Origin of the sequence: Pseudomonas sp. MYb60 (assembly GCF_002979555.1) — a bacterium.
In the GTDB taxonomy this organism is placed as follows: Bacteria; Pseudomonadota; Gammaproteobacteria; order Pseudomonadales; family Pseudomonadaceae; genus Aquipseudomonas.
The window spans coordinates 44,813-65,041 of record NZ_PCOZ01000020.1 but is presented as its reverse complement, the minus strand read 5'-3'; the positions used below and the strand labels follow the sequence as shown (position 1 = coordinate 65,041).

Genomic DNA, 20,229 nt, shown 5'->3' with positions numbered 1-20,229 from the left:
TGCGGGAATAGCTCAGTTGGTAGAGCACGACCTTGCCAAGGTCGGGGTCGCGAGTTCGAGTCTCGTTTCCCGCTCCATATTCAACGAAAACGCCGATCAGCGATGATCGGCGTTTTTGTGTGCGCGTGATGTATGCCGGCCGAAAAAAACCGCCAGGTCGGCGGTTTTTTCAGCGGCGATCAGAGCTTCGGCAACTGCCCGACGCGACCCATCATTTCGGTGACGATCTGCAGGTCCAGCAGGAACTGGTCAACGGTCTTGAACTCACTGTCGGTGTGCCCGGTGTATTTCACTTCCGGGCGCGCCAGGCCGAATTGCACACCGTTGGGCAGTTCATGCACCGAGGTCGCACCGGCCGAGGTGCCGAACGTGTGCTCCATGCCCAGGTTTTCAGTGGCCACCGCCAACAGCGCTTTCACCCACTCGCCTTCGGGATTGCGGTACATGGGTTCGGCCACGGAGTAGGTGAAGTCCACCTTGACCTTGGTTTTCTGATCCCAGGCGTTCAATTTGTCGGCGATTTCGGCTTTCAGTTTGTCTGGCGACTTGCCCTTCGGCACACGCAGGTTCACCGCCAGCTTGAAGGCCTTGTCATCCAGCCCGACAAAGGTCAGCGAGGTGGTCAGCGGCCCCATGAAATCATCCGCGAAGCCCACACCCAATTTGCCGCCCAGGTAATCCAGGCCCCAGTTGTCGGCGGCATAGCGCGCGGCATCGGTGATGTGGTTGTGCTTGAGGGCGATTTTGCCGTCGACGCTGTGGATCAGTTCCAGCATGCGCGCCACCGGGTTGATGCCCGACTCTGGCTCGGAGGAGTGCGCCGACACGCCCGTCACCGTCAGCTTGACCTCCTTGCCGACCACCTTGGCCGCCACGTCGAAATCAGCGCCGTTGGCCTTGGCATACGCGGCGCCGGCCTGTTGCAGGCTGGCCGCCAGTTGGGCAGGTGTGTCGCTGACAAAGGTGGCCACCGATGCCGACGGAATCTGATTGGTGGCCATGCCGCCGGTCATCGCGATGATTTCCGCGCCGTTGCCTTCGCCCTTGCGGCGGGGGAAGGTGGCCATGACCGTGCCGTAGCCTTTCTCCGCGATCACCACCGGGTAGCCGCCATCCAGCGCCAGGTTGTACTGGGGCGTCGGGTTTTTCTCGAAGTAGTACGGAATCGCGTCGCCGGAGGTTTCCTCGGTGGTGTCCACCAGCAGCTTGAATGTGCGCGCCAGCGGCAGTTTTTCTTCCTTGATCACTTTCATGGCGTACATCGCTACCACGATGCCGTTCTTGTCATCCTCGGTGCCACGGCCGTACATGCGGTCGCCGATCAGCGTGACCTTGAACGGGTCAAGCTGGGTGCCGTCCTTGAGCACCCAGTTTTCCGGCGTCACCGGCACCACGTCGGCGTGGGCGTGGATGCCGACGACTTCCTCGCCATTGCCTTCCAGGGAAATTTCGTACACGCGGCCATCGATGTTGCGGAAGTTCAGGTTGAACGCCTTGGCCAGGTCCTGGATCTTGCCGGCGATCTTGATGAATTCCGGGTTTTTGTATTGGGGCAGACCGTCGACGTTGAAGGTCGGGATTTCCACCAGTTCGCGCAGGGTTTCGGTGGCGGCTTTGCCGTACTTCACTCGCGTATAGAGGCCCAGCAGGCGATTGATCTCGTTCTGCTGATCGGCACTCAGGGGTTTGTTGTCGAGAAACGCAGTGATCGCCGGACTCACGTCGGTGGTCTTACCCAGGTCGCTCTTGTTCAGGGCGCCGAGGAAACCACGAAAATCAGTGACGGACGTTTCGTTGAAGTGCTTGAGAATCGCCGCGCTTTGCTCTGGGGTGACAGTGGCAAACGCAGGCGTGGCAATGGCCGACAGGCTCGCCGCGAACAGGGTGGCGGCCGCCAGTTGCTTGAGTGGAAAGTGCATTGCTGGAGCATTCCTTTGCAGGTAGTCAGTTGGGAGTTTCTGACCAAATCGTCAGAAACATTTCCACACACTACCATTAGTCAGGTGCGCATCGTCAATGCTGGCCCGGATGCGGCTCGGGGTAGTCGTCCATGACATTCAAGGCCTTGGCGTAGGGCCCGTCCCACAGTTGCTCATGAAGTTGCCCTACACGCTGGGCCATCGCTTCGCTGTGCATCACGACTTCCAGGTTGCGCGAATTATCCAGGTAACCGCCTAGCCAGTTGCTGGTGCCGACCCATGCCACTTGCCCGTCGACCTCCATTGTCTTGCTGTGAATCACCCGTGCGTAAGGGATAAAGCCTTGCTTGGCCTCGGGCAGGGTGACGATCTTGATGTGTACGTTGGGCAATACTGCCAGGCTCTTGAGATAGGGCAGTTCAAGCTTGTCGGTGTTCCAATTGGAGACCATCAACTTGATCGACACGCCACGCGCCGCCGCTGCGCGCACGGCGTTGTCGATGACAGCGTAATACGGACGCGTTCGATCGGGCCCGTAGGACAGCGGCGCATAGTCCAGCAGTTGCACGCGCACGTGTTTTTTCGCTTCGCCCAGCAGGCGCGGCAGCTCCAGCTGTGAGTCGCCCACCCCGGGTGGGTTGTAGCGCTGCGGGCTGGCGACCAGATAATTGCCGCTACGTGCAGGTTGCTTGCTGGTGGCAGGTAACGGCACGGGCGTGTTGTCGGCGAGGGCGGCTTGGGCTTGCCAGTCTTGATTGAAGATCGCTTGCACCTGGCCAACCACCGTTGCATCGCTGATGCGCAGCCCGGTCTCATGGATGTGTTCCAGGGAGCGCCAATCAAAATTCTGGCTGCCGACAAACGCCTGCTTGCCGTCCACCACCATATATTTGGCGTGGATGATTCCACCGCTCAATTGCCCGTACGCGAGCACGCGCAAGGTCAGGTTGGGGATCGCACGCAAACGTTCCAGGGTGGATGCTTCCGACAACTTGATGCCTTTTTCTTCCAGCAAAAAGCGAATCTTCACACCGCGTTTACCGGCGGCTTCGAGGTGCTCTATCACGCTGTCCATCACCGAGCCGGGATGGTCGGCGGCGTAGAACTGGCCAATATCGATGCTGCTTTTCGCCCCGTCGAACAGTTCGATCCACACCGGGCCGGGTTGGCGCAAATCCGCGGTACCCAGGGCAGTGTCCACCGGCACCGTATGCACCAGTTCGAAGCCCGGAATCGAAAAGTCCGCCTGGGCAAGCGGACTGAGGAGCAAGCCAGCGAGGGCTGCACGGTGCAACTTCAAGGCGACGGCCATAAGTATCCCTATCACAAAAGAACGCGGGCGCATTGCGCGCCCGCTGGGGCGATTACGCCGTGCGGCTGTGCAGCGGCGTGGGTACCAGGTGCGGCACTTCGCCTTGCACCCGGGCACCCGTGGCAGCACGGATCAGCAGAATCTTCAGCTGGTCGTTGATGCGCTCCAGGCTGTCCTGGAAGAAGTTGTGGAACACCACGCAGAACAGCGCGATGGCGATCCCCAAACCGGTCGCGAAGAGCGCCATACCGATGCCACCGGAAATCTGGCCCGGGTCGGACACGCCGGCCGTGGCCAGCGCCTTGAAGGTGTCGATGATGCCGAGGATGGTCCCCAGCAGGCCCAACAGCGGCGCGGCGGTGGTAATGGTTTCGATGATCCACAGGCTGCGGGCCAGTGGCGCACGGGTTGTCAGGTACTGGGTTTCAATCACGTCATCCAGGTCTTTGCGCGAGCCGTGGGACGCTTTCTGTTCCAGTACCGGACGCACCATGTTCAGCGGCAGGCTGTCGCGGCGGGTCAGGCTTTCTGGCAAGTCACGTTCGCTGTGCACGTGGGCGCCGAGCACCGCGTTGAGCGCGCGGGCCTGGCGGCGGACGTAAGCGAAGTAGATGCCGCGCTCGATGGTGATAAAGATCGCGATGGCCATCGCGGCATACATCACATAAAAGGTGATGTCGTGGAGCAGGTTCATGTCCATGTTCAGTTACCTCACGCTTAGAAATTGGCTTCCAGGGAAACCGTTACGGTGCGTTCCAGGCCCACGATGTACGCCGGGTCGCCGTCGCGGAAGCCGCTGTAGCTGGCCGCGTTTGTCTTGGTGGTGTAGACGCCGTCCAGGTACTTCTTGTCGAACAGGTTGTCGACGTTCAGGCGCAGGGTTGCGTCCTTGACGATCTTTTTGTCCACCGGCAGGTAGATGCCGGCACCGGCGTTGAACACGGTGCGCCCGGAGATGGCTTCATCGTTGGTCAGGTCGCCGTAGAGTTTGCTGGTGTACTTGCCGCCGAAGGTGCCGTAGAAGCGCCCGTCGTCATAACCGATGTTGGCCGCCAGCATGTTCTTGGGCACGTTGGCGAACTGCTTGCCGCTGGTGGGCAGGTCGATGGCACGGCCGGCGTTGTACACGCGCAGGTCGTCTTGTTGCTCGGCCTTGGTGTAGGTGTAGGAGGTGTAGTAGTTGAAGTGGTTGGGCAGCAGGCCGCTCCACTCCAGTTCCAGGCCGCTGTTGTTGACGGAGCCGGCGTTGATGTCGGCAAAGTCGCCGTTGATATCGCGGGACGACACCTGGCGATCCTTGAACTGCATGTAGAACAGCGTGGCCGCGACGGTCATGTCGTCATCGGTGTAGCGCCAACCCAGTTCGTGGTTCCAGCTGGTTTCCGGCTTGGCGTCGATGGAGCCGGCGCCCTTGTCGTACAGCACGTAGTTCTGTGGGATGCGCATGTTGCGTGACAGGCTGTAGAACAGTTGGTCACGCTCGTCCACTTGGTACTTGATGCCGACGTTGGGCAGCAATTTGTTGTAGGTCTGGTTACGTTTTTCGGCCTGCTCGGTGAGGCTGCCGTGGTTGGTGCCGTCACGCTTGACGTTCATGTAGGCCAGGCCGGCCACCAAGGTCCAGTCCGGGTTGACGTACCAGGTGTCCTGGGCCCAGACCTTTTGGGCCGGGGTCACGGTGAAGCGGTCGCGACCCTGCACGGTGTTGCCGTTGGCGTCGACCACGGCGTCGCCGTCCGGCCAGGTGTCACTCGGCTTACCGCTGTTTTTCAGCGCAATGAACGGCTGGGTCTGGCTTTGGCGCGCACGTTCGTACCAGTAGCCGAATTGCAGGCTGTGCTCGCCCAGGTCCCAGTTCAGTTTGGTGGTAATGCCCGGACGCCAGGTCTGGGTGCGCGAAGGGCGATAGTAGACGCCCGTGGTAGAGGAACCGTCAGCGTTGTACTGCGGGCCGGTAGGCAAATTGCTCAGGTCGAACACGCCGCCGACGTTGGAGCCGCGGTTGAGCGGGTAGCTGGACGAACCCACGCCGCTGCCGTTGCCCCAGTAGTAGTAAGGGATGACCGACAGGGCCAGGTTGTCGGCCAGTTTGAACTGGGTGTTGAGCACGCCGGTGAAGGTCTGGAACGGGTTCTGCGCCAGGGCGTAGTAGCTGTTGACCTTGCCATTGCTGCCCAGGGTCGGGTTGGCGGGGTAGGGGTCGTACTTGCGGCCGTTCTGCTGGTACTGGGCCTTGGTCAACTGGCTGTAACTGTTGTTGTCCTGCTCGTGGTACTTGAGGATCAGGTTCGCCGTGTTGCCATTGCCGGCGTCGAAGAAGCTGTTCCATTCCACCTTGTTCGCCCGCACCGCGCCCGAGCCGCGCCACATGTCCCCTTCGGTGTGGGACACCGACAACCAGTTGCTCAGGCCGTTGATCTCGCCGGTGTTGAGGCGCGCAAAGCTCTTGCGCGTGGCGTTGCTGCCCATGATCTGTTTGACGAACGCCCCGGTTTCCTTGGTCGGGCGGATGGTTACGATGCCAATGTTGCCGCCGCTGGAGCCGATGTGTGGGCCGTCAGCCTCGGCCGCGCCCTGGGTGACGAAGATCTGCTCGATGTTTTCCGGATCGCCCAGCAGGTTGGAATACAGCGCGTAGTTGCCCGAGTCGTTGATCGGCATGCCGTCCACCGACATGCCGACCTGGTCGGAGTTGAGCCCGCGCATGGTGAAGCGAAAGCCCGACAGGCCCGTGTTGTCTTCGCTGGAAATGTTCAGGCCTGGGGTGTACTTGAGCTTGTCCACGGCGTTGCCGGTGGCGGTCTGTTTATCCAGCGCCTCCTTGGTCACGGTGGAGCGGCCCTTGATGCTTTCTTCCTGCACCATGTAACCGCCACCGGCCGTGGCCTTGCCTTGCACGCCGATAGTGCCGACGTCGCTCTCGGCAGTGTCGGCCATGACCATTCCATGGCCCATGCTTGCGGCAACGAGTGCCAGATGAATCCGTGTGAACCTCATCAGTGTCGTCCTGGTGTCGGGTGCTTATTGCACGCTGTAGTTGAAGGTGGCGGTGAAGCGATGCTCGTTGCGTCCGCCGAAGGCTTGCTCCGGGAACGGCTTGACTTGCTTGATGCGCCGCAAGCTGTTGGCCGCGGCCCGGTTAAGCAACATGCTTGATGCCGGGGTCTGCACGCCGGAGTCGAGCACCCGGCCCTGGCGGTCCACCAGCAGCCACACCACCACGTCGCCGGTGGGGCGTTCGAGGGAAGCCTGGCGTCCGGTGGGGTATTGCTTGTAGGTGTCCAACTCGTTGCGCAAACCTTTGAGGTAGCCGCCTTCCAGCGCCTGCCCGTCGACCTTGGGCGGCGCGGGAGGAGCGGGTGTCGGCGCAACCTGGGCCACGGGCGCCGGTTTGGCAGGTACCGGTGGCGGAGTCGGCGTGGGCGTTGGTTTTGCCGCGACCGGCTTGGGCACCGGTTTGGGCTTGGGCTCGGGTTTGGGTTTGGGCAGCGGCTTGGGCGGTGGTGGCGGCGGGGCCGGCTCGGCCTCTTCGTCCTCGATCACCGGTGGGGGCGGCTCTTGCTCCACCACGGGCTCGGGGACCACTTCCGGCTCCGGCTCGACCAAGGCCAGCTCGACCGCCGACTCGTCGTACACCGGCTCGACCTTCAATGTTTGGGACTGGATACCCATCGCAATCAGCACCAAGGCGATCACGGCCGGGACACTGCCCAGCAGCTGACGCGCACGAAACAATACGTACATGATCAGGACTTGCGCGTGGCGATGGACACGGAGGTGAAGCCACCCAGGCGCAGGGTGTCCATCACTTCCACCAGGCGCGAAACCTCCACGCCCTTGTCACTGTTGACGATGATTGTCGACTTGGTGTCCGGCTTCTCTGCCGCCTTCAAGGTGGGCACCAGGGCGTCGACACTGAGGTCCTTGCCGTCCAGTTGCAGTTGGCCTTCGAGGCCCAGGGTGAGGATGAATTTGTTCTGTGGTTTCAGTTGCTGCGAACTGCTGGCGCTGGGCAGTTGCGTCTTCATGCCGAGGGCCGGAATCACGTTCAGGCTCACGAGTACGAAAAACACCAGGAGGAACATCATCACGTCGATCATCGGGATCAGTTCGATGTGCGCCTTGCGTTTTTTCGGTTCGTCCCAGGTTCTCATTCCGTTACCCCGTTATTGAATTAGGGGCGACACGCTAACAACCAAAAATGACCGAACGGTTAACTTTAATTTACGTTTTGAAGGCTCTAGGACGTGTCTTTCTGGTGACTTCCGGGTCACTTTTGTGACGTAACGAAACTGAAACGAGGGAGGGCCATTCTCAAAAACTTTACATCGAGGGTCCTGAGGAATGAGTCGCGAGCTGCCCCACCTGTCCACCCCGCGCCTGCGGTTGCGCCCCCTGGAAAAGCACCAGGCCGAAACGCTATGCGCCCTCGCCAACGGCCCGAAGATCGCCGACAACACAGCGACGATTCCGTCGCCCTACACCTTGCAGACCGCATTGGATTTCATCGACGGCATGCAGGAGAAATACCGCACGGCGAACCTGTTGAGCCTCGGCGCGCATCTGCGCGACAGCGGTGAGCTGATTGGCGTGGTCAGCCTGCGCATCAACCCGGCAAACCTCTATGGGCACCTGGGGGGCTGGGTGGCCGCGGACGCACGTAACCGTGGTTATGCAGCCGAAGCGGCGACGGTACTGATGGACTACGGCTTTGCCGACTTGGGCCTGTACCGTGTCGGCAGCCAGTGCTTCAGCCGTAATAAAGAGTCGGCGCGGGTGATGGAAAAAATCGGCCTGCGTTACGAGGGCTGCCTGCGCGGTGCGTTTCTCAAAAATGGCGTGCACGAAGACATGCTGGTGTTCGCCGCCCTGCGCGAAGACTGGGAGTACCGGCTGTGAGCGGTGCGATCGACCTTGGCCGGCGTCGGGTCCTCGCCGGGCTGGCGGTGGCGACGACCTTTTCGATCCTCAGCCCGTTCGCCCGTAGCGCCGGGATGGACTATCCCTTCACGCTGGGCGTGGCCTCTGGCGATCCGCTGCCGGATGGGTTTGTGATCTGGACGCGCCTGGCGCCGTTATTCAGCGCGGCGGACGGGCGTGGTGGCTTGAACCGTGCAGTACCGGTGCGCTGGCGGGTGGCCAGTGATTCGGCGATGACACGGATTGTGCGCCAGGGCGAGGTGATTGCCAGCGCGCACCTTGCCCATTCGGTGCATGTGGAAGTGGCGGGGTTGGAGGCGGGGCGGCCGTACTGGTATCAGTTCGAAGGCCTGGGCGCACAGAGCCCGGTGGGGCAATCGCGCACGGCGCCGGCGTGGCACAGCATGACGTCGGCGCGGTTGGGGTTTGTCTCCTGTTCCCATTGGGAACGCGGTTATTTCAGTGCCTACCGGCACCTGGCGGCGGAACAGCCTGACCTGGTGTTTTTCCTCGGTGACTATATCTACGACAGTTCCTACGCCGCAGACTCCCTTAAGGTGTTTCGTTCCCACGGCAGTGGCAATGCGACGAGCCTGAGTGATTACCGCAACCGCTATGCGCTGTACAAAACCGACCCAGACTTGCAGGCCCTGCACGCCGCGGCTCCCAGCGTGGTGACGTGGGACGATCACGAAGTGCAAAACGACTACGCCAACCGCTGGTCCCAGGACCCGAAGATTGCTGTGGGGCAATTCCTCCAGCAACGTGCGGCGGCTTACCAAGCGTATTACGAACACATGCCACTGCGCGTCAGCAGTTTGCCCAAGGGCGCAGATATGCGCCTTTACCGGCGTTTGGACTACGGCCGATTGGCGCGCTTCCATGTGTTGGATGGTCGGCAATACCGCTCCGAGCAACCGTGCATCCTGCCCAACGGCAGTCATCAGGGCCACATCGCCGACAACCTTTGCCACGACCTGCGCGATCCCGGTCGCACAATGCTCGGTTGGCAGCAGGAGGCGTGGCTCGACCAAGGCTTTGCCCAGTCGCAGGCGCAATGGAATGTGATCGCACAGGATTTGCTGGTGGCGCCGCTGACCCAGCGCGATCTCACCAACCACAAGCCCGGTCGCTGGACCGATGGCTGGGATGGTTACCAGGCCAACCGCTCGCGGATGCTGGCCTCGATCCAGCGCAACCGGGTGAAGAACCCGGTGTTCTGGGGCGGCGACATTCACTCGTTCTGGACCACCGACCTGCATGCCGATGGCAATGACCTGGATTCGCCGATTGTCGCCACCGAGTTCGTCGGCACCTCGGTGACATCGGACGGGCCGCCGTTCGAGGCGTTCAGCAAGATTCTGCCGCTCAACCCCCACGTCAAATTCTTCGACAGTCGCCAGCGGGGGTATGTGTCGGTGGAGGTGAGTGAACAGCAGATGCGCACGCATTTTCGCGTCATCAGCGACCCGCGCGACCCGGCGGCCACGGTGTCGACCCTCAAGTCATTTGTCGTTGAGCCGGGGCGGCCAGGCGCGATTGCGGTGTAGCGAGCGCCCTCAGCACATAGTACGGATGCTTGCTTCAGGTGATCTCGTAGCGCACCGACAGCGCGCCCTTCTTTTCCGACAGGGCCAGGATCGTCACTTGGCCCAGTTCGCCCAAGGCTTGCACGTGGGTGCCGCCGCACGCGTAGGCGGGTAACTCGCCGAAGCCGACTGCTCGGCTGCCGTCTTCCAGGGCCAAGTGGCGTGGGTAATCGGCAGCGATCCATTGATCGATCTGCCGTTGAATCGCCTCGGCCTCCATGGCTTGTGCCGCTTCACCACGGATAAAAGTGATCTTGCCTTCGCCCGGCCAGTGGTGGGCCTTGATCGGCATCCAGCCCAGGGTTTCGCCGACATTGCCGATCAAGTGCCCGGCTGAATGCAAGCGGCTATTCAGGGTGCGCCGCTGTTCATCAATCTGTGCGATCACCGGGCCAGTTGCCACCGGTTGGTCGACGTAATGCACTACACAACCAGCTTCTTGCGTCACGCGCAGTACCTGGCTTTTTCCTAGCCAACCGGTGTCACACGGCTGCCCGCCGCCCTGGGGGTGGAAGATCGTGGATTGCAGGGTCACGGCGAATTGCGCTTCATGGGGTGTGCACGTGAGCACTTCCAGCTCAGCCGTCAGGTGGTCGTGGGTAAAAAACAGGCGCTCGGTCATCAGGCACATCCGCATCAGGGGTCTGCGGGCAGTATAAATAGTGCGTGAGTGGGTGATAATCCGTTCAACTATCAATGGACTTGTGCGTCATGAGCATCAATCTTCCCTTGCCGCTGCTGGGTGAAATGGCGATTTTCGTCAAGGTGGTGGAAACCGGCAGTTTCTCCGAGGCCGCTCGGCAGATGGGCGCTTCGCCGTCATCGGTGAGCCGCAGCATCTCGCGCCTGGAAAAGGCCCTGGCTACTCGTCTGCTGCAACGCACTACGCGCAAGTTGCGCTTGAGTGAAGGCGGCGAAGAAGTGTTCAAGCGTTGCCAGGAGATGGTCAACGCGGCGCGCTCGGTCATGGAGATCAGCGGCCAGTACACCCATGAAGCAGAAGGCCTGGTGCGGGTCAGCGTGCCCAAGGCGGTGGGGCGGTTCGTGGTGCACCCCCATATGCCGGCATTTTTGCGCCGTTATCCCAAGGTGGATGTGCAGTTGATCCTGGAAGACCGGCCGGTGGACCTGATCGATGACAACCTGGACCTGATCCTGCGCATCTCCGAAAGTCCCCCTCCCGGGCTGGTGGGGCGGCCGTTGTTTCCCATCGAGCATTTGTTGTGCGCCACGCCTGAGTACCTGGCCGAACACGGAACGCCCCAACATCCCCATGACCTGCTGGGACACAGCTGCATTTACCTGGGCGAGACCCCGGCGGACGCGCGCTGGAAATTCCGCCAGGCCGGCAAGACGGTGACGGTGGGCGTGCGTGGGCGTTATGCGGCGAACCATACCGGCGTGCGCCTGGATGCCGTGTTGCAGCATGTCGGGATTGGCAGCTTGCCGTATTTCACGGCGCGCCATGCGCTGGAGGCGGGGACGGTGGTGCAGGTGCTGGCGCAGTGGGATTTCATTGCGTCGTACCACGGCGAAGTGTGGCTGCTGCACTCGCCTACACGCTACTTGCCGCCGAAGTTGCGGGTGTTTATTGATTACTTGGTGGAGTGCATGGTCAAGGAGCCAACACTGCGCCAGCGGTAGGAATAGGGTGAAAATGTGGGAGGGGGCAAGCCCCCTCCTACATTTAGATCCACAGTGTCCGTCAGGATCAGTGCTTGCTTTGGTCGTCGGGCATGGCCAGCAGCTGCTTTTCCTGGTTCCAGTCGAACGGCTCGTCGTTCTGTTCGGCTTCATAGCGACGTTCTTCCAGCGCCTGGTACATGTCCAGTTCTTCGTCGGGCATGAAGTGCAGGCAATCGCCACCGAAGAACCACAGCAGGTCGCGGGGTACCAGGTGGGCAATTTGTGGGTAACGCAGGATGACCTGGCTCATCAGGTCCTGGCCCAGGTACTGACTTTCGATCGGGTCGATAGGCAGCAGGGCGCGCAATTCGTCGAAACGCTCCAGGAACAGCGAATGACTTTCCTCGGGCACCTGTTCGGCTTCGCCGACGGCAACCAGGATGCTGCGCAGGTGGTCGAGCAAGACGAGATGATCGGCAACGACGTTGGACACGAGATAAGTCCTCTAAAGCAAAAACGGGCGCGAGAGTATATAGCCCTCGCGCCCGTTTTTATATGACCGACAGGATCAGCGGACTTTCCCCTCGGTGTGCATCAACTCTTCCTTGCTGAAGTCATCCACGTCGATCACCTTGCGTCGCGCCGCTTCGGCATCACGCAGCGTTTGCGCTTCGGCCGGTTGCAGCACGCCAGCTTCCAGCGCAGCATCGATGGCGTGTTCGCCGGCAGCCGGTTTGACCTGGCCGCTCTTGAGCGCGCTGTGCAGCTTTTTCTGCAGCGGGTGGCTCGCGCCCAGCAAGTCGTAGGCATGTTGCAGGGCGCCCACCGGATCTTCCGCCGACTGCGGGCGGTAGCAGCCCGCCAGCAGTTCTTCCAGGGTCGGGTCGCCTTTCGCACGACCAATGACCGCAGCCACTTCGGCATCCAGCGCATCGGACGGCCCGGTATGCCGGCGACCGAAGGGGAACACGATCACCCGCAGCAGGCAACCCAGCACCTTGTTCGGGAAATTGCTCAGCAGTTCATCCAGCGCACGTTCCGACTCGCCGAGGCTTTCTTCCATGGCCCAGGCGAACAGCGGTTCGAGGTGGTCCGGCGAGTCCAGGTCGTGATAGCGCTTGAGGGCAGCCGAACCCAGGTACATGTGGCTCAGTACATCGCCCAGTCGCGCAGACAGGCGTTCGCGGCGCTTCAACTCGCCGCCCAGCAGCATCATGCTCAGGTCGGCGAGCAGCGCGAACGCGGCAGCCTGGCGGTTCAGCGCTCGGAAGTACCCCTGGCTCAAACGGTTGCCCGGGGCTTTCTCGAAGCGACCGACGCCGAGGTTCAGCATCAGGGTGCTGGCGGCATTGCTGACGGCGAAGCCGATATGCTGCATCAGCAGACCGTCGAACTCTTTCAGCGCCTGGTCATGATCCTCACGGCCAGCCAGCGCCATTTCCTTGAGCACGAACGGGTGGCAGCGGATCGCGCCCTGGCCGAAGATCATCAGGTTGCGCGAGAGGATATTCGCGCCTTCCACGGTGATGAAGATTGGCGCCCCTTGCCAGCTGCGGCCCAGGTAGTTGTTGGGGCCCATGATGATGCCCTTGCCACCGTGAACGTCCATGGCGTGGCCGATGCACTCGCGGCCGCGCTCGGTGAGGTGGTACTTGAGGATCGCCGACAGCACCGAGGGTTTTTCCCCGAGGTCGACGGCGTTGGCGGTGAGCATGCGCGCGCTGTCCATCAGCCAGGCGTTGCCGCCGATGCGCGCCAGGGCTTCCTGGATGCCTTCGAACGCCGACAGCGGCACGTTGAATTGCTCGCGCACCTGGGCGTATTGGCCGGTCACCAGGCTGGTGTACTTGGCGGCGCCGGTGCCGACTGCCGGCAGGGAGATCGAACGCCCGACCGACAGGCAGTTCATCAGCATCATCCAGCCCTTGCCGAGCATCTCCTGCCCGCCGATCAGGAATTCCAGCGGGATGAACACATCCTTGCCGGCGTTGGGGCCGTTCATGAAGGCGGCGCCGAGGGGGAGGTGGCGACGGCCGATTTCCACGCCGGGCGTATCGGTAGGAATCAACGCCAGGCTGATGCCCAGGTCTTCTTCGTCACCCAACAGGTGGTCCGGGTCATGGGCCTTGAAGGCCAACCCCAGCAAAGTCGCGACCGGGCCCAGGGTGATGTAGCGTTTTTCCCAGTTCAAGCGCAGGCCGAGGGTTTCCTTGCCTTCCCATTCACCTTTGCACACCACACCGGTGTCGGGCATCGCGCCGGCGTCGGAACCCGCCAACGGGCCGGTCAATGCAAAGCAGGGGATGTCATCACCACGGGCGAGGCGGGGCAGGTAATGGTTGCGTTGTTCGTCGGTGCCGTAGTGCAGCAGCAGCTCGGCGGGGCCGAGGGAGTTGGGCACCATCACGGTGGACGCCAGGTCGCCGCTGCGGGTGGCGAGTTTCATCGCGACCTGGGAGTGAGCGTAGGCGGAGAAACCTTTGCCGCCGTACTCCTTGGGGATGATCAGTGCGAAGAAACCGTGGGTCTTGATGTGTTCCCAGGCGGCGGGCGGCAGGTCCATGGCCTGGCCGATTTCCCAGTCGCTGACCATCGCGCAGAGTTCTTCGGTGGGGCCGTCGATAAAGGCCTGCTCTTCTTCGGTCAGTCGGACCTTCGGATAGGCCAGCAATTTGTCCCAATCCGGGCGACCGCTGAACAGTTCGCCGTCCCACCACACGGTGCCGGCGTCGATGGCATCACGCTCGGTTTCGGACATCGGCGGCAGGACTTTCTGGAACCAGCTGAACAGCGGTTTGGTGAAGTATTGGCGGCGCAGGTCAGGCAGCAGAAGGGGCGCTGCGACGGCGGCCAGCAGCACCCAGAAGATCAGCAGCAACCAGCCCGGCGCGTGACTCCACACGCCCATCGCCAACAGGTAGACCGCCACCACGCCCAACGCGGGCAGGGGGGCGGTGCGGCGGTGTGCCAGGTAGGCAATGCCAAGCACCAGAACCAGTATCCACAACAACAGCATATTCAATCCTCCGTGAAACCAGGGGCGAAACCACCGAGAAGCTTAGTCGGCATCCGAGCAAGTGCGGCGGTGAGGGTGTAACGAGTTGTACCTCAGGCGCTTCATCGGTAGTGACCTCTCGGCGCGGGGGGAGTTCGCCTGGAAACCGGCCGGTCACCGTGCGCCGCGATTCAAGCAGTGGAGGAACCGGCGTATGCTGGCGGGCTCACCAAACAATAAGGCACGGTCATGCTGAAGATCTGGGGTCGTAAAAATTCATCGAACGTGAGGAAAGCCCTGTGGTGCGCCGAAGAACTCGGCCTGGACTACGAGGCGATTGACGCGGGCGGGGCGTTTGGGGTGGTTGATACGCCGCAATACCGGGCGCTGAATCCCAACGGCCGGGTGCCGATGATCGAGGACGGTGATTTCGTGTTGTGGGAGTCCAATACCATCGTGCGCTACCTCTGCGCCAAGCAGGCCTCGAGCTGGTATCCGACTGACCTGCAAGCGCGAGCCAACGCCGAAAAGTGGATGGACTGGACCACCTCGACCTTCGCCGATCCTTTCAAGACCGTGTTCTGGGGCGTACTGCGCACCCCGGCGGAAAAACAGAACTGGGACGCCATCCACGCCGGTCGCCAGGCATGTATCAGCGTGCTCGAGACCGTCGAACAGCAACTCGCCACCCAGCCGTACCTGTCGGGCAACGCGATCGGCATGGGCGATATTCCCCTGGGCAGCTTTATCTACGCCTGGTTCGAAATGCCCATCGAACGCCCGGCCATGCCCCATCTGGAGGCGTGGTACCAGCGCTTGAAGGCGCGTCCGGCCTACCGCAAAGCCGTCATGACCGCGTTGACCTGATAAAGACTATTAACACGCGTGACTGTACTTGTGCGGCGCGGGCAGCCACCATGGTTGTCATGCGCCGCCGTTGAACCTTGCACGGTGTGCCCTCATCTATTCTTTCTGTTCCCTTCTTTGGTGCGTATTCCGATATGAGTTCCGCTCTGTCCATCCGGCAGCTAACCAAAACCTACGGCAACGGTTTCCAGGCCCTGAGTGGTATCGATCTGGACGTTGCCGAAGGTGATTTCTTCGCCTTGCTCGGCCCCAACGGGGCCGGCAAATCCACCACCATCGGTATCCTCTCGACCCTGGTCAACAAGACCAGCGGCACCGTGAATATCTTCGGGCATGACCTGGACAAATCCCCGGCGGCGCTCAAGCGTTCCATCGGCGTGGTGCCCCAGGAATTCAACTTCAACCAGTTCGAAAAGACCTTCGACATCGTCGTGACCCAGGCCGGTTACTACGGCATTCCGGCGAAGATCGCCAAGGAACGCGCCGAGCAGTACCTGACCCAACTGGGCCTGTGGGACAAGCGCGACGTGCCGTCACGTTCGTTGTCCGGCGGCATGAAGCGTCGCTTGATGATTGCCCGCGCGCTGGTGCACGAACCGCGCCTGCTGATCCTCGATGAACCCACCGCCGGCGTGGACATCGAGCTGCGCCGTTCGATGTGGACCTTCCTCACCGAGCTGAACGAGAAGGGCATCACCATCATCCTCACCACCCATTACCTGGAAGAGGCTGAGCAGCTGTGCCGCAACATCGGCATCATCGACCACGGCACCATCGTCGAGAACACCAGCATGCGTAATCTGCTGGGCCAACTGCACGTGGAAACGTTCCTGCTCGACCTGAAGAACAACCTGTCGGCACCGCCGCAACTGCTCGGCTACCCCAGCCGCCTGGTGGACAGCCACACCCTGGAAGTGCAGGTGGACAAAGCCATGGGTATCACCGCGTTGTTCACGCAGCTGGCGACCCAGAACATCGACGTGCTGAGCCTGCGCAATAAAACCAATCGCCTGGAGGAGTTGTTCGTGTCCCTGGTGGAGAAAAACCTGGCCAAGGTGGCGTTATGAGTTCCGAACTGCAACCCAACCTCGTCGCACTGCAGACCATCGTCTACCGCGAAGTGAAGCGCTTTACCCGCATCTGGCCGCAGACCCTGCTGCCGCCGGCGATCACCATGGTCTTGTACTTCGTGATCTTCGGTAACCTGATCGGTCGGCAGATCGGCGACATGGGTGGCTTCACCTACATGGAGTACATCGTGCCGGGGCTGATCATGATGTCGGTGATCACCAACTCCTACGGCAACGTGGTGTCGAGTTTCTTCGGCAGCAAGTTCCAGCGCTCCATCGAAGAGTTGATGGTGTCGCCGGTGTCACCGCACACCATCCTGATCGGTTACACCCTGGGCGGCGTGCTGCGCGGGTTGATGGTGGGGGTGATCGTGACCCTGCTGTCGCTGTTCTTCACGCACCTGCAAGTGCATCACTTGGGCGTCACCGTCCTGGTGGTGGTGCTGACGGCGACGATCTTCTCGCTGCTCGGTTTTATCAACGCCGTGTTTGCGCGCAACTTCGATGATATTTCGATCATCCCGACGTTTGTGCTGACGCCGTTGACCTACCTGGGCGGGGTGTTCTACTCCATCACCTTGCTGCCGCCGTTCTGGCAGACCGTGTCCCTGGCCAACCCGGTGCTGCACATGGTCAACGCGTTCCGCTACGGCATCCTCGGGGTGTCGGATATCAAGATCAGCGTGGCGATCACGTTCATGATCGTAGCGACCGTGGTGCTGTACATCGGCTGCGCGCGGTTGCTGGTGAGTGGGCGCGGGATGCGTACGTAACGTACTGAATGCATGCAGGTATAAATGTGGGAGGGGGCTTGCCCCCTCCCACATTTGGTTTTATGCAAGGCTTTATTACTTCAAGGCCAATTCGATCAGATCGTGAAGCGCTTCAAGCTGTAAGGGCTCACTTGCAAACAAAATCCTGAACACTGTCGGCGCTGCCAACAGGTTTATCAGCCGGTCCACACTGGGCGGCGTGTCGTCGGGGTAGCGCTCAACAATCGTCTGCAACTGCCCCCCAATCAACGCCACGCAATACCCCGGTGTCTGGCTGCATTGCACGTCGCGCATCATGTTGCGGCCCGGCTCGGAACTCATCTCATCCAGGTACTGCTCGGCCCAGGCTTGCAGGTCGCCGCGCAGGCTGCCGGTATCGGCGGGCTCGCTGTCTGGGCGCATGCGCGCCAGGGCCACGTCGGCGAGCAGGGCGGAAAGGTCGCCCCAGCGCCGGTAGATGGTGGACGGCGTGACGCCCGCCCGTGCGGCGATCATCGGCACGGTGACGCTGGAGCGCTCATGGGCTTCCAGTAAATCGCGCACCGCCGAATGGACGGATTCTTGTACCCGGGCACTGCGGCCCCCCGGGCGGAGGCCTTCTTTTATCGCCATGTCCGCGACCTTAACACAAAGAATTTGCTTTAAGCGCAAGCCGGTAGCACACTGCACAAAAGCAAAATATTAGCTTTAGCGGAGCGTGCCCATGTCCAGCAACACTTCCCAACGTTCCAGCCTGGTGTTCCTGGCGCTCACCTTGTTGACCTTCCTCGCCGCTTCCAGCGCGCCGACGCCGTTGTATCACCTGTATCAAGAAGGCCTGCATTTTTCCGCTGGCATGCTCACGCTGATCTTTGGCGTCTACGCCATCAGCCTGCTTGCAGCGCTGTTGACGGTAGGTTCGCTGTCCGACCATCTGGGGCGCAAGCCGGTGATTTTCGCCGCGCTGGTCCTGGATATGTTGGCGATGGTGCTGTTTATCAATGAAGGCAGCGTGGCCTGGTTGATCGCCGCGCGCACCCTGCAGGGGTTTGCGACCGGCATGGCCACTGCGGTGCTCGGTGCGGCGCTGCTCGACACCGATCGCCAGCACGGCCCGCTGGTCAACAGCCTGGCGCCGTTGCTCGGCATGGCCTGCGGTGCAATGGGCAGCAGTTTGCTGGTGGAATTCGCGCCACGGCCGACGCAGTTGATCTACTGGACGTTGTTTGTGCTGATGCTGTTACAGGCCGCGTACGTGTGGCGCCTGCCGGAAACCGTCAGCCGCATCCCCGGCGCGTTGGCGTCGCTGCGCCCGACCTTGCATGTGCCGCCCCAGGCGCGCAGGGCGTTGTGGGTGTCGTTGCCGGTGGATATCGCCGTGTGGGCGATGGGCGGTTTCTACCTGTCCCTCGCACCTTCATTGGTGCGCGCGGCCACCGGCTCTACCTCGAACCTGATCGGCGGTGCGCTGGTGGCGGTGTTGACCCTGAGCGGGGCGCTGATGATCTTCAGCCTGCGTCATCGTGCGGCGGATAAAGTCTTGCGGCTGGGCGCGAGCCTGTTGGCCATCGGTGTGGCGCTGATCCTCACCGCGGTGCACAGCGCCAGTCTGCCGCTGTTCTTTATCGCCACCTTGATCGCCGGCAGCGGTTTTGGCGCGGGGTTTCTCGGCGCGTTGCGCAGCGTAGTGCCCCTGGCGTTGCCCCATGAGCGTGCCGGGTTGATGTCGGCGTTCTATGTGTTGAGCTACCTGGCGTTCTGCCTGCCGTCGTTGCTGGCGGGCAATCTGATCCGCAGCTTCGGCCTGATCGCCACCACCGACGGCTATGGCGCAGTATTGATCCTGCTGTCCCTCGGCGCATTGGCCGGCTTGATCTGGCAAGACTCCGCACGGCGTGCATATAGGTAAAACAGATAACAGTTAGAGAAATTACCCGTTATATAGATATTCGATCAGGTTCTATGATGGTTTCAACCTCATGCGAGGAAGAGGATAACCATCATGACCTGCTTGCATACCATCAGTTACAAACCCTTCAGTCACCTGGCCCGTCCACGGGAAGTGATTCGCCAGTTCACCCCCAACTGGTTCGCCGCCACCATGGGCACCGGGGTGCTGGCGCTGGCGTTGGCCCAACTGCCGCTCGATCTGCCCGGCCTGCACGCCGTTGGCGAAGGGCTGTGGTGGGTCACCATCGGCCTGTTTGTGTTGTTCAGCGTGCTGTACGCGGCGCGTTGGGTGATGTTCTTTGACGAAGCGCGGCGGATCTTCGGGCATTCCACGGTTTCAATGTTCTTCGGCACCATCCCCATGGGGCTCGCGACCATTCTCAACGGCTTGCTGCTGTTCGGCCTGCCGCGCTGGGGCAACGAAGTGATCGCCTTGGCCCAGGCACTCTGGTGGCTGGACGTGGCGATGGCCCTGGCCTGTGGCGTGTTGATCCCGTTCATGATGTTCACTCGCCAGGAACACAGCATCGACCAGATGACCGCCGTGTGGCTGTTGCCCGTCGTTGCCGCCGAAGTCGCCGCGGCCAGTGGTGGGTTGTTGGCGCCGCATCTGGCAGACGCCCACTCGCAACTGGTGATGCTGGTGACCAGCTATGTGCTGTGGGCATTTTCCCTGCCGGTGGCGTTCAGCATCCTGACCATCCTGATGTTGCGCATGGCCCTGCATAAGCTGCCCCACGCCAATATGGCGGCGTCGAGCTGGCTGGCCCTTGGGCCCATCGGCACCGGCGCACTCGGCATGTTGCTGTTGGGGGCGGACGCGCCGGCAATCTTCGCCGCCAATGGCCTGCCCGGTGTCGGTGAGATGGCCAACGGTATCGGCCTGGTCGCGGGGATCACTCTCTGGGGCTTCGGTTTGTGGTGGATGCTGATCGCGGTGCTGATCACCCTGCGTTACCTGCGCGCCGGTATCCCGTTCAACCTCGGCTGGTGGGGCTTTACCTTTCCACTGGGGGTGTACGCCCTGGCGACCTTAAAGCTGGGAAGCCTGTTGCACCTGGGTTTCTTCAAGGTGTTCGGTTGCGTGCTGGTGGTGGCGTTGGCGCTGATGTGGCTGATCGTTGCCAAGCGCACGGTGCAGGGCGCTTATAAAGGTGAGCTTTTTGTTTCTCCCTGTATTGCAGGACTAGGGAATAAGTAAGCGGGATTAGGTAAAGTCGTGGCCTGAC

The 20,229-nt window shown here is 61.6% G+C and carries 18 protein-coding genes and 1 tRNA gene; 9 read left to right on the top strand and 10 right to left on the bottom strand.

Translation table 11 applies throughout. From position 1 onward, the window contains the following. The first annotated feature begins 1 nt into the window (after position 1). Positions 2-77, top strand: a tRNA-Gly gene (locus tag CQ041_RS23120). Between the two features lie 102 nt (positions 78-179). On the opposite strand, the gene CQ041_RS23115 is transcribed toward CQ041_RS23120, so the two are convergent. The 6 genes from CQ041_RS23115 to CQ041_RS23090 form a co-directional block, all read right to left on the bottom strand. Next, positions 180-1,919 (bottom strand): dipeptidase, encoded by a 1,740-nt coding sequence (locus CQ041_RS23115; protein WP_105524670.1) that lies wholly within the window; start codon positions 1,917-1,919, stop codon positions 180-182. A 94-nt stretch (positions 1,920-2,013) separates the two neighbouring features. Then, positions 2,014-3,231 (bottom strand): phospholipase D-like domain-containing protein, encoded by a 1,218-nt coding sequence (locus CQ041_RS23110; protein ID WP_105524668.1) that lies wholly within the window; start codon positions 3,229-3,231, stop codon positions 2,014-2,016. 52 nt (positions 3,232-3,283) lie between these two features. After that, positions 3,284-3,931 carry a MotA/TolQ/ExbB proton channel family protein gene (locus CQ041_RS23105; RefSeq protein WP_105524666.1) on the bottom strand — a complete coding sequence of 216 codons (648 nt, stop codon included), beginning with the start codon at positions 3,929-3,931 and terminating at the stop codon, positions 3,284-3,286. A 17-nt stretch (positions 3,932-3,948) separates the two neighbouring features. After that, complete coding sequence (locus CQ041_RS23100) at positions 3,949-6,228, bottom strand: TonB-dependent receptor (RefSeq protein ID WP_105524664.1); 2,280 nt, start codon at positions 6,226-6,228, stop codon at positions 3,949-3,951. Between the two features lie 24 nt (positions 6,229-6,252). After that, entirely contained in the window at positions 6,253-6,975 is a 723-nt protein-coding gene (locus CQ041_RS23095; protein ID WP_105524662.1) for an energy transducer TonB, read from the bottom strand. A gap of 2 nt (positions 6,976-6,977) precedes the next feature. Next, the gene (locus tag CQ041_RS23090) at positions 6,978-7,385 is read right to left on the bottom strand and encodes a biopolymer transporter ExbD (protein ID WP_105524660.1); all 408 of its coding nucleotides are present in this window, start codon (positions 7,383-7,385) and stop codon (positions 6,978-6,980) included. Positions 7,386-7,575: 190 nt separating this feature from the next. Between CQ041_RS23090 and CQ041_RS23085 the strand changes: the two genes are divergently transcribed. Both CQ041_RS23085 and CQ041_RS23080 read left to right on the top strand, forming a co-directional pair. Next, positions 7,576-8,130, top strand: a complete 555-nt coding sequence (locus CQ041_RS23085) for a GNAT family N-acetyltransferase (RefSeq protein ID WP_105524659.1) — start codon at positions 7,576-7,578, stop codon at positions 8,128-8,130. Beyond that, complete coding sequence (locus CQ041_RS23080) at positions 8,127-9,701, top strand: alkaline phosphatase (RefSeq protein WP_105524658.1); 1,575 nt, start codon at positions 8,127-8,129, stop codon at positions 9,699-9,701. The genes CQ041_RS23085 and CQ041_RS23080 overlap by 4 nt, the downstream gene beginning before the upstream one ends. A gap of 34 nt (positions 9,702-9,735) precedes the next feature. Here CQ041_RS23080 and CQ041_RS23075 read toward each other — a convergent pair whose 3' ends face one another. Next, entirely contained in the window at positions 9,736-10,362 is a 627-nt protein-coding gene (locus CQ041_RS23075) for a hypothetical protein (RefSeq protein WP_105524676.1), read from the bottom strand. 89 nt (positions 10,363-10,451) lie between these two features. Between CQ041_RS23075 and CQ041_RS23070 the strand changes: the two genes are divergently transcribed. Beyond that, positions 10,452-11,384: a LysR family transcriptional regulator gene (locus CQ041_RS23070; protein WP_105524657.1), complete on the top strand. Its 933-nt coding sequence runs from the start codon at positions 10,452-10,454 to the stop codon at positions 11,382-11,384. 67 nt (positions 11,385-11,451) lie between these two features. Here the strand turns inward: CQ041_RS23070 and CQ041_RS23065 are convergent, their stop codons facing one another. Continuing rightward, on the bottom strand, positions 11,452-11,859 hold the full coding sequence (locus tag CQ041_RS23065; RefSeq protein WP_105524656.1) for a PA2817 family protein: 408 nt from the start codon (positions 11,857-11,859) through the stop codon (positions 11,452-11,454). Positions 11,860-11,934: 75 nt separating this feature from the next. Beyond that, positions 11,935-14,382, bottom strand: coding sequence for an acyl-CoA dehydrogenase (locus CQ041_RS23060; RefSeq protein ID WP_105524654.1), 2,448 nt, complete (start codon positions 14,380-14,382; stop codon positions 11,935-11,937). A 228-nt stretch (positions 14,383-14,610) separates the two neighbouring features. Here CQ041_RS23060 and CQ041_RS23055 point away from each other — a divergent pair, with 228 nt between their 5' ends. The 3 genes from CQ041_RS23055 to CQ041_RS23045 all read left to right on the top strand — a co-directional run bounded on the left by CQ041_RS23055 (position 14,611) and on the right by CQ041_RS23045 (position 17,071). Continuing rightward, positions 14,611-15,228 carry a glutathione S-transferase family protein gene (locus CQ041_RS23055; RefSeq protein WP_105524652.1) on the top strand — a complete coding sequence of 206 codons (618 nt, stop codon included), beginning with the start codon at positions 14,611-14,613 and terminating at the stop codon, positions 15,226-15,228. Between the two features lie 134 nt (positions 15,229-15,362). Further along, the gene (locus CQ041_RS23050; RefSeq protein WP_105524650.1) at positions 15,363-16,295 is read left to right on the top strand and encodes an ABC transporter ATP-binding protein; all 933 of its coding nucleotides are present in this window, start codon (positions 15,363-15,365) and stop codon (positions 16,293-16,295) included. Then, on the top strand, positions 16,292-17,071 hold the full coding sequence (locus CQ041_RS23045) for an ABC transporter permease (RefSeq protein ID WP_105524648.1): 780 nt from the start codon (positions 16,292-16,294) through the stop codon (positions 17,069-17,071). The genes CQ041_RS23050 and CQ041_RS23045 overlap by 4 nt, the downstream gene beginning before the upstream one ends. A 75-nt stretch (positions 17,072-17,146) precedes the next feature. On the opposite strand, the gene CQ041_RS23040 is transcribed toward CQ041_RS23045, so the two are convergent. Continuing rightward, positions 17,147-17,683, bottom strand: coding sequence for a TetR/AcrR family transcriptional regulator (locus CQ041_RS23040; protein ID WP_105524646.1), 537 nt, complete (start codon positions 17,681-17,683; stop codon positions 17,147-17,149). Between the two features lie 91 nt (positions 17,684-17,774). Here CQ041_RS23040 and CQ041_RS23035 point away from each other — a divergent pair, with 91 nt between their 5' ends. Together CQ041_RS23035 and CQ041_RS23030 are read left to right on the top strand one after the other, a co-directional pair. Beyond that, on the top strand, positions 17,775-18,959 hold the full coding sequence (locus CQ041_RS23035) for an MFS transporter (protein ID WP_105524644.1): 1,185 nt from the start codon (positions 17,775-17,777) through the stop codon (positions 18,957-18,959). Between the two features lie 93 nt (positions 18,960-19,052). After that, positions 19,053-20,201 (top strand): TDT family transporter, encoded by a 1,149-nt coding sequence (locus CQ041_RS23030; RefSeq protein WP_105524642.1) that lies wholly within the window; start codon positions 19,053-19,055, stop codon positions 20,199-20,201. Positions 20,202-20,229: the final 28 nt, after the last annotated feature.